The sequence below is a fragment of the Streptomyces sp. CC224B genome, from assembly GCF_030010595.1.
Taxonomy (GTDB): Bacteria; Actinomycetota; Actinomycetes; order Streptomycetales; family Streptomycetaceae; genus Streptomyces; species Streptomyces longispororuber.
On record NZ_JASCXL010000049.1, the window covers coordinates 58186 to 67870 of the forward strand.

Below are 9685 nucleotides of genomic sequence, written 5' to 3' on the forward strand. Positions count from 1 at the left end.
GGTGCGCCGCCGCCGGACGGCCGGGGCCGTCGGGACCGCCCGGAAGCGTGCCGCGCGGCTCAGCGGAGGGCTCCCAGGGCCGCTCCGACCGTCCGGTGGAAGGTGGGATAGGTGTAGATCATGTGCCGGAGCCGGTCGACGGGGACCTCGGCGTGGACGGCGACGTTCAGGCCGTACAGCACCTCCCCGCCCGCGGGTCCGGCCGAGGTGGCGCCGACCAGCACGCCGCGGCCGGCGTCCTCGACCAGTTTGACGAACCCCTCGTTGCCCGGTCCGTGGATCCACCCGCGGGTGGAGGAGGCGAGGGGCAGCACGCTGGTGCGCACCCGCAGCCCGCGCTCCCGCGCCTGCCGCTCGGTCATCCCGACGGCGCCGATCTCCGGGTCGGTGAAGGTGACCCGGGGCAGCGCGCGGTAGTCGGCCTCGGGGCCGGGCCGCCCGAGGATGTCGCGGACGGCGATCTCCGCCTGGTACATCGACACGTGGGTGTAGGCGCCGCGCCCGGTGATGTCGCCGACCGCCCACAGCCCGTCCGCGGCCCGCATCCGGCCGTCCGTGGGCACGTGGGGCGCGGTGGGGTCGAGCCCGGCCGTCTCCACCGCCAGCGCGGCGAGGTCGGCGCCCCGGCCCGCGGCCACGAGCAGCCGTTCGGCGCGCAGCACCTGGTCGTCGTCGAGGCGGACGGTGAACGCGGTGCCGTCGTGTCCGGCCTGCCGCGCCCGGGCACCGGTGAGGACGCGGACACCGTCGGACCGCAGGGCCGCCGCGGCCAGGTCGCCCGCCTCCGGCTCCTCCCGCGACAGCACCCGCTCCTGGCCCTCGACCACCGTGACGGCGCACCGGAACCGGGCGAAGACCTGGGCGGTCTCGACCCCGACGGCGCCGCCCCCGAGCACGATCAGCGACGCGGGCAGCTCCGCGGCCGCCATGGCGTCCCGGTTGGTCCAGTACGGGGTGTCCGCGAGGCCCGCGACCGGGGGGATGCGGGGCCGGGTCCCGGTGGCCAGGACAACGCCGCGCCGGGCCTCGACGGTGCGGTCGCCGACGGTCACCCGGCGCGGTCCCGCGAGCCGTCCCCGGCCGCGGACGAGGCGCCCGCCCTTGGAGGTCAGCCGGTGGGCCGCCGCCCGGTCGTTCCAGTGGTCGGTGGCCTCGTCGCGGACGCGGCCGCTGACCTTGGCCCAGTCGGCGGTCGCCGTCGCCGCCCCGGCGAGCAGCGGGGTCCGGCGCGTCTCGGCGAGCAGGTTGCCCGCCCTGATCATCATTTTGCTGGGTACGCACGCCCAGTACGGGCACTCGCCGCCGACCAGCTCCGCCTCGACGCCCACCACGTCGAGGCCGGCCTCTGCCAGGGTGCCCGCGACGTACTCACCGCCCGGTCCCAGACCGAGAACCACCACATCCGCCTGCTCACGCATGTCCCTCGCCGTTCGTCGTCCCGCCCGTCCCCCGGGCGTGCTCGACCGCCGAACCTAGGGCCGCCGGAACGCCGTGCTCGGACAACGGGCGCACGCGTGCTTGCCCGAGAGCGCACACCCGCGGCGGACGTCGCGGAAAGCCGTGGACGGCGAGACGGGGACATCCAGCCCGTCCGCCGCTTGAGGACGGGGCCGGAGGCCGATGGGGAGGCGGGTGGGCGGGTAACAGTACGAGGGCCGGGGCCGAGCCCCCGGAGAACCGGATGTGGCAGGCGCCACGAGCCCTGCGTACCCTGCGTCCCTGGGCGCCCGCGCGTCCCGGCCGTGCCGGAGAAAGGGCGCGAAGAAGGGTCGCATGGCAGGGAGATTCGGGGGTAAGGGCGTCGTGTGTTGCACAGTGACTCGGGAAGCAAGGTGGTCCACGTGACCCAGGCGGAGGACGACGAGCGGCAGTCGCCGGTCAGCGATGTCATAGCGGTCTCCATGGCGTTCGAGAGCACCGCCGAGATCGCGGAGGCGCGTGACCTCGCCCGGACTTTCCTGGCCGACGTCCAGGCCGTGCACGGCCTGCCCGTGTCGGGCCGCGCCATGGGCATGGTGCAGCTCGTGGTGAGCGAGCTGGTGACCAACGCCCGCAAGTACGCGCCGGGGCCCTGCCTGCTGACGCTGGAAATCGTGGAGGGGGCGGTGCGCATCAGCGTGTGGGACAGCAGCACGGCGCTGCCGGTGATCCTGGCGCCCGACCCGGACCGGGTGGGGCAGCACGGCCTGGAGATCGTGATGGCGGTCTGTACGAGCTTCGCCGTGCACCGGGAGCCGGTGGGCAAGCGCATCACGGCCGACGTCGTCCTGGCCGACGACCCCGCCGGCGCCCTGGCCGGCCGCCAGGTGCTGTGACGTTCCGCCGCACGTCCTTGACCGCTGCCGCCCTGGCCTGAGCGGGCGGATACCGCGTACGACTGCCTGCCGTCCTCAGCTCTTGAGCTTGCGGGCTCTTGCCCCGGCTCTCGCGGCGCCCCGGAAGGCGGCCGGAAAGCGGCCGGAAGGCGGCAAACAAAAAGGCAAAGAGTACACGACTCCCTGCCACTCTCAACGTATAACACACAGGGGGCCTTGCGGCAAGACCCCCTCCGTGCCGCAGAATCTCCGGCCTGAGCCGGAAACAGAGCTTGCGGACGTGGGGGATGCCGAATGCGTGTGTTGTTGTCGACGTTGTCGACGTATGAGTCGATGGCCGCGCCGCCGCTGTGTGCCCCGGCCGCCCCAGGAGAGCGCACCGGTGTCGCCGTGACCCGCGCGCCGTCGTCCGGCCCGGTGGCGCCCCCGGTGGGGCAAGCCCCCCGGCCCGCCGGATCCTCGTAGCGCGAGCAGCCCGGGAACGGCCGGAGCACGTACTGCCACGAGACGCCGAAGCAGCCGGGCCCCGCACCACCGGCCCGCCCCGGCTCACACGGCACCCTCAAGGACCCGCACACCCCGCGAGCCGCGCCGACGGCCGCCAGGTCCGCCACGCACTCCCCCGGAGCCTCGCTCCGCACAGCGTCCGAAGCGACATGCCGACACACCGGCATACCGACGCCGCCGCATACCGACGCCACCACATATCGACACCGCCGCATACCCGCATACCGGCATGCCGACATTCCCGCATGCCGGTCCGGACGCCCAGTAGTCGCCTGCCGCGCACCAGCGTGCGCGCCCCAGGGCCTTCGGCGGCCCCAGAACGGAGCTCATACCGTGAACCCCCTGATCACCAGTGTCTTCGACCTCCCCGAGCGCCTCTCCGCCAAGGCCGACCCCGCGCTCATCGCCGACGACGAGCGGCACTTCGCGGCCGTCGCGGAGTGCCTGGAGCAGACGATCGCCGAGGTCTCCGGTCGCCTCGACGCCGAGCGCAGGGCGCCCGGCGGCACGGGCCGCGCCGCGATGGACCGGGACGCGGAGGTCCACCGGCTCACCGCCCGGCTGCGCACCCTGCGCCGCTTCGGCCTCGACCTGTGCCTCGGGCGCATGGTCGGCGCCGAGGGCACCGAACCCGTGTACGTGGGCCGCCTCGGCCTGACGGACAGCACGGGCCGCCGGCTGCTGGTCGACTGGCGCTCCCCCGCGGCCGAACCGTTCTTCGGGGCCACGCACGCCCACCCGATGGGTCTCGCCAGCCGTCGCCGCTACCGCTGGACGGACGGGCGGATCAGCGACTACTGGGACGAGGTGTTCGCGCCGGAAGGATTCGCCGGGCACGCCGCGCTCGACGACCAGTCGGCCTTCGTCGCCAGCCTCGGCACCAACCGGTCGCCGCGGATGCGGGACGTGCTCGGCACGATCCAGGCCGACCAGGACGCCATCATCCGCGCGGGCTCCCGGGGCGCCCTCGTCGTCGACGGCGGCCCGGGCACGGGCAAGACCGTCGTCGCCCTGCACCGCTCCGCCTACCTGCTGTACTCGGACCCGCGCCTCGGGCAGCGCCGCAGCGGCGGCATCCTCTTCGTCGGCCCGCACCGGCCGTACCTGGCGTACGTCGGCGACGTGCTGCCCAGCCTCGGCGAGGAGGGCGTGCAGACCTGCACGCTGCGGGACCTCGTCGCCGAGGGGGCGCGGGCGGTGCCCGAGTCCGACCCGGACGTGGCGCGGCTGAAGTCGTCCGCGGACATGGTGAAGGCGATCGAGACGGCCGTCAGGTTCTACGAGGAGCCTCCGGCCACGGGGATGACGGTCACGACGCACTGGTCCGACATCCGGCTGACCGCGGACGACTGGGCCGTCGCCTTCGCCGCGACGGAGCCCGGTACCCCGCACAACGAGGCCCGCGACCAGGTGTGGGAGGAGCTGCTCACGATCCTGGTGGACAAGCACGAGGAAGACGCCCCGGAGGCACAGCTCCGCGCTTCGCTGGCCGGGAACCGGGAGCTGCTCACGGCCTTCGGCCGGGCGTGGCCGCTCCTCGAGGCCGCCGACCTCGTCTCGGACCTGTGGTCGGTCCCCGCGTACCTGCGGATGTGCGCTCCCTGGCTCGACCGTGCGGACGTCCAGCGGCTCCAGCGCGCCGACGCCCGGGCCTGGACGGTGTCCGACCTGCCGCTCCTGGACGCGGCGCGGCAGCGGCTCGGCGACCCGGAGACGGCCCGGCGCAGGCGGCGGCACGAGGCCGTCCTCGCCGCCCAGCGCGAGCGCATGGCGCAGGTCGTCGACAACCTGATCGAGGCGGCGGCCGCCTCCGGGGCCGACGGGGACGACGGCGAAGGCCTGGTACGGATGCTGCGTGGCAAGGACGCCCAGGTCAGCCTGGTCGACGAGGCCGAACTGTCGCCCGCCGACCCGGACCTGCTCGCCGGTCCGTTCGCCCACGTCGTCGTGGACGAGGCGCAGGAGCTGACCGACGCGGAGTGGCAGATGCTGCTGCTGCGGTGCCCGTCCCGGAGCTTCACGATCGTCGGGGACCGCGCGCAGGCTCGGCACGGGTTCGCCGAGTCGTGGCGGGAGCGGCTGGAGCGCGTCGGGCTCGACCGGATCACCCTGGCTTCCCTGAGCGTCAACTACCGTACGCCGCGGGAGATCATGGCGGAGGCCGAGCCGGTCATCCGGGCCGTGCTCCCGGACGCCAACGTGCCGGTGTCCATCCGCAGCGGAGGCGTCCCCGTGGCGCACGGGTCGGCGGCGGAGCTGCGCCCCGTCGTCGACGGCTGGCTCGCCGAGCACGCCGACGGCGTCGCCTGCGTCATCGGCGATCCCACGTTCCCGGCGACGTCCCGCGTCCGGTCCCTGACGCCGGAGCTGTCGAAGGGCCTGGAGTTCGACCTGGTCGTGCTGGTCGACCCGCAGGAGTTCGGCGAGGGCATCGAGGGAGCGGTCGACCACTACGTCGCGATGACGCGCGCGACGCGGCAACTGGTGGTCCTCACGCGTCCGTGACGCCGACCGGCGGCCGGGGCGCCCCGGCCGCCTGGGCGCCCCGGCCACCCTGCCCGCCCGGCCGGGCCGTCACCGTCGCCGGCTCCGGCACCCGCTCCGGCTCCGACTCCGGTCCCACCTCCGGATGCACACCACCCGAATCGCTCATAACGTGACAGACGTCCCGTCTCTCACTGAAGGAGTCACCATGGGCATGGACAAGGCCAAGGGCAAGGCCAAGGAGATGGCCGGCAAGGCCACCGGCAACGACCGGATGCAGGCCAAGGGCAAGGCCGAGCAGACCAAGGCCAAGATGCGCGAGGCCGCGGACAAGGCACGGGACAAGGCGCGCGACACGGCCGAGGGGGTTCGCGACTCCTACCGCGAGGACCGCTGACCCTGTCCGGTGCCCCTGTGCCGAGGTCCGTCCTGACGTAGGCGCACTCCACCGGGCCCGGGCGGGAGCAGTGATCCTGCCCGGGCAAAGGGGCGCCACCCCGGCAGCGGGGGCTTGGTCCTGCGCCGGTCCAGCGGGGGCCCTTAACGGGTGTGCGGCGCAGCCGGGGGGTGTCGTATCGTGGACAGGTCCCTGTGCCGAGCTGTCGGTCGCAGCGACCGGACTTCCTGTTTCTTCCGCGTTTTCCGTTTCCTTCGGCGTCGATCTTGAGGTGACTTCCTATCAACCAGGCCCTGTAGTCGTTCGCGTTCCCCACGTGCTGTGTTGTCGCACGTGTGCGGGGGCGGACGGCACGTCGGCCTGAGTTGCGTCACCCCCCCCCCGCAGATTTCCGTCTTTCTCCCGGGTGCAGCTCTGCCGTCTGCCCCGGGCTTCGTGTGTGCCGGCCCCGGTGCGGCTGTCGGCAGGGCTCCCCGATTTCCTGATCAGGAGTTCCCGCCGTGTCTTCCTCCGCGCTCGGCAGCGAGCCGCAGCACGCCACCCTGCCCCCGGACCACCCGGCACCCCACCACCCGCACATGACCTTGGCGGCCCGGGTCGCCCTCTTGGTGCTGCTGGTCGCCGAGTTGATGGACCTGCTCGACCAGTCGGTCGTCCTGACCGCCCTGCCCGCGATCCAGGAGTCGACCGGCGCCGGACCGGCCGCGGTGCAGTGGCTGACCACCGGCTATTCGCTGCCCGTCGCCGTCGGGCTGATCACCGGCGGGCGCCTCGGCGACCTCCACGGCCGACGCAGGGTCCTCCTCGTCGGCACCGTCGTGTTCACCGCGGCCTCGCTGCTGTGCGGCCTCGCCACCGGCCCGGGCGTGCTGATCGGCGCCCGGGTGCTCCAGGGCGTGGCCGTCGCGCTCATGATTCCGCAGGTCCTGGCCACCCTGCACGTCACCTTCGAGGGGCAGAACCGCAGCAAGGCCTTCGGCCTGTACGGGGCTGTCCTTTCGCTCGCCAACGTCGTGGGCCCGGTGCTCGGCGGCCTGCTCACCGAGGCCAACCTGTTCGGGCTGTCCTGGCGGCCGATCTTCCTGGTCAACGTGCCCGTCGGCCTCGCCGTGCTCCTCCTGGGACGCCGGTTCATCCCCGAGTCGACCGTCCGGCGGGCCGACCGGCTCGACGTGACCGGTGTGCTGCTGTCCGCGTCGGCCGTCGTCCTGATCGTCTTCCCGCTCACCGAGGGCCACCTCCACCACTGGCCGCTGTGGTGCTTCGGCCTGCTCGCCGCCGGGGTCCTCGCCCTCGGTGCCTTCCTGCGCCACCAGTACGGCAGGCAGGACCACGCACCCCTCGTGCGCCTGTCCCTGTTCCGGGACGGGCAGTTCGCCGGCGGTACGGCCGCGCAGCTCGTGCACGGCCTGCTCTGCGGGCTGTTCTTCCTGACCTGGACCCTCCACCTCCAGCGCGGCTTGGGCATGAGCCCCTTCCACGCGGCCCTGGCCTTCGTGCTGCTGTCCGTCGGAGAACTGGGCGGCGCGGCGGTCGCGGGGAAGAGCGCCGGGCGCTTCGCCCGCAGGCTGCCCCAGGCCGGAACCCTCATCGCGCTCGCCGCGATGGCCGCCTACGGGATCCAGGCCGACGCGGGACAGGCGGACCTGACCCTCGTGGCGATGACCGCTCCGGTGGTACTGATCGGCTTCGGCCTCGGCATGGTCAGCGGCCCGCTCGCCGACATGTCACTCGCCCGCGTCCCGCACGAGGACGCCGGTTCCGCATCGGGCCTGTTCAACACCGCCATGCACCTGGGCATCACCCTCGGCACCGCGCTGACCGCCCTGGTCTTCTTCGCCACCACCGGCGGCTCACCCGACGCCGCACTCAACCGCGACGCGTTCGTCACCGTGCTGTGGTGGGTCGGCGGCCTCCTCGCCCTGATGTGGGCCCTGATGTTCTGCCTGCCCGGGCGGGCCGGGAGCCGGGACGACTGAGCCGCCCTCAGGTCCCGGCCACGCCGTCGCCCGGGACCTGGACGCCCGGTGACCGGTACGTCCGCCGGGCGGGGGTCAGCCGCCGATCGGGGAGATCGCGATGCAGCCCGTCACGACCTTGTCGCCGGTGGACTCCTTGAGGACCTTGCCCTTGTGGATCACCTTGCAGGCGACGTCGCCGGCGATCGGGTCCGTCGAGATCGGGACCACGGTGGGCGGCATGATGCCGCGCAGCGTCACGGTCTTCTTCCACGGCAGCTCCGGCTTGGTGACCTTCTCCAGCTTGGGGTTGGTCGCGGACCCCTTGCCGGAGGCGAACTGGATCTCGTCGACGTTCTTGCCGGTGACCTCGTACGTCACCTCGTAGGTCTCGTCGATGGCCTTGTCGACCGCGTCGACGGCCTTCTTCTCCGCCTCGGAGCAGGCGCTCAGGCTCAGGGCGAGAGCGGCGGCGAGGGGGAACACAGCGGTGCGGATACGTCTGTTCATCCGGGCAGACAACAGTAAAGGAGATTTAAAGTCAATCCGCGGTCGGGGTGACGCCGCAGGTCAGCAGCGCGTCGAACGGTCTTCGGCGGTACGCGGTCCGGAGGTTCGGGCCGTGCCCGGGCGCACGTGGCGGTCCTGGGCTTCGAGGACGGCGTCCGCATAGGTCGCGGCCCAGGCGCCCAGCGCGCGGATCGGGGTGAGGAGCGCGGTGCCCGCCTCGGTGAGGCGGTAGTCGACGCGCGGCGGGGCCTCCGCGTAACGGCGGCGCTCCACCAGGCCGTTGCGCTCCAGGCGCCGCAGGGCCTCGTTGAGCACCTTGGGGCTGATCCCGCCGATGCGGTCCAGGAGGGCACGCGGGCGCCGGGGGCCGTCCTCGCCCAGGACGAAGACCACCACGCTGTCCCACCGGTTGGCCAGGACCTCGAAGGCGACGCGGGCCCGGCAGTCCGCGGCGAAGTGGTCCCCGCCCAGGTCCTCCACCGTGTCCGCGGTGTCTGCCGTGTCCGCGGTGTCTGCCGTGTCCGCGGTGTCTGCCGTGTTCGCCGCGTCTGCCGTGTCAGCCGTGTCCGCCGCGTCGGGCCCGTGCGGTGAGTGCGGTGCCTCCCGTCCGCCCGACTCCCCTGCCCCGTGGGCCCGTTCCGCCGCTCCCCGTTCACGCATGGGGAGATCCTGCCACCTCGTTGCGTACCGAACGGTGTGCGTCGGCCCGCCTAGCGTCCAAGGCGTGACGTCCCGCGACAGGGACCACGACAGGCACCACCGGAGGAACGGGAGCGGGACGATGCGGATCGGCATACTCGGCGCGGGCGGCATGGCGGCGGCACTGGGCGGGGCCTGGGTACGGGCCGGGCACGAGGTCGTGGTGGGCGGCCGGGACACCGGCGCGGCGGCCCGGACGGCCGCCCGGATCGGGGCAGTCGGGCACGGGGGCCTGGCCGAGGCGGCACGGTACGGCGACACGGTGCTGGTCGCCGTGCCCGCGGAGGCCGCCCCACGGCTGGCCGGGGACCTGGCCCGGGACCTCGTCGGCCGGACGGTGCTCGACTGCACCGTCCCGATGGCGCCCGGCCCCGGCGGCCCGGCCCTCACGACGTCCGGCGGCACGGACTCGGTGGCCGCGCGCGTCGCGGCGGCCGCGCCCGGAGCCCGGGTCGCGAAGGTGTTCGGTATCTGCCACGAGAGCGTGTGGACGCTGCCCCGGCCCGCCTTCGAGGGCGCGCCGCTGGCGGTGCCGTTCTGCGCGGACGACCCGGCCGCGGCCCGGGCGGTGACGGACCTGGTCGACTCGATGGGCTGCGCGCCGCTGCCGTGCGGCGGCCTCGACCGGGCGGGGCTGCTGGAGGCGGCCGCGGTCCTCGCCATCGGCGTGTGGTGGTCCGGCGGCGAGGCCCGGCACGCCTTCCCCGCCCCCGCGCTGGCTCCGGGCGCCGTCGACGACGCGCCGTAGGCCCTCGGCGGGCCGGCCCGAACCCTTGGTGGGGCCGGCCGGCCGCGGGCGGGGGCCGCCCCCCCCC

General features: G+C 73.9%; 8 protein-coding genes. 5 read left to right on the forward strand and 3 right to left on the reverse strand.

From position 1 onward, the window contains the following. Positions 1-59 precede the first annotated feature (59 nt). Positions 60-1418 (reverse strand): NAD(P)/FAD-dependent oxidoreductase, encoded by a 1359-nt coding sequence (locus QK440_RS20565; RefSeq protein WP_282794623.1) that lies wholly within the window; start codon positions 1416-1418, stop codon positions 60-62. Positions 1419-1901: 483 nt separating this feature from the next. Here QK440_RS20565 and QK440_RS20570 point away from each other — a divergent pair, with 483 nt between their 5' ends. The 4 genes from QK440_RS20570 (at position 1902) to QK440_RS20585 (ending at position 7682) form a co-directional block, all read left to right on the forward strand. Next, on the forward strand, positions 1902-2315 hold the full coding sequence (locus QK440_RS20570; protein ID WP_282794633.1) for an ATP-binding protein: 414 nt from the start codon (positions 1902-1904) through the stop codon (positions 2313-2315). A gap of 840 nt (positions 2316-3155) precedes the next feature. Then, positions 3156-5327, forward strand: a complete 2172-nt coding sequence (helR, locus tag QK440_RS20575) for an RNA polymerase recycling motor ATPase HelR (protein WP_282794624.1) — start codon at positions 3156-3158, stop codon at positions 5325-5327. 187 nt (positions 5328-5514) lie between these two features. Then, positions 5515-5703: a CsbD family protein gene (locus tag QK440_RS20580; protein WP_282794625.1), complete on the forward strand. Its 189-nt coding sequence runs from the start codon at positions 5515-5517 to the stop codon at positions 5701-5703. Positions 5704-6203: 500 nt separating this feature from the next. Further along, positions 6204-7682 carry an MFS transporter gene (locus tag QK440_RS20585; RefSeq protein WP_282794626.1) on the forward strand — a complete coding sequence of 493 codons (1479 nt, stop codon included), beginning with the start codon at positions 6204-6206 and terminating at the stop codon, positions 7680-7682. 75 nt (positions 7683-7757) lie between these two features. Here the strand turns inward: QK440_RS20585 and QK440_RS20590 are convergent, their stop codons facing one another. Together QK440_RS20590 and QK440_RS20595 are read right to left on the reverse strand one after the other, a co-directional pair. Next, entirely contained in the window at positions 7758-8171 is a 414-nt protein-coding gene (locus tag QK440_RS20590) for a hypothetical protein (protein ID WP_282794627.1), read from the reverse strand. A gap of 60 nt (positions 8172-8231) precedes the next feature. Next, positions 8232-8831, reverse strand: coding sequence for a helix-turn-helix domain-containing protein (locus QK440_RS20595; RefSeq protein WP_349239303.1), 600 nt, complete (start codon positions 8829-8831; stop codon positions 8232-8234). A 121-nt stretch (positions 8832-8952) separates the two neighbouring features. On the opposite strand from QK440_RS20595, the gene QK440_RS20600 reads away from it, so the two are divergent. Next, positions 8953-9618, forward strand: a complete 666-nt coding sequence (locus tag QK440_RS20600) for an NAD(P)-binding domain-containing protein (protein ID WP_282794628.1) — start codon at positions 8953-8955, stop codon at positions 9616-9618. Positions 9619-9685 lie beyond the last annotated feature (67 nt).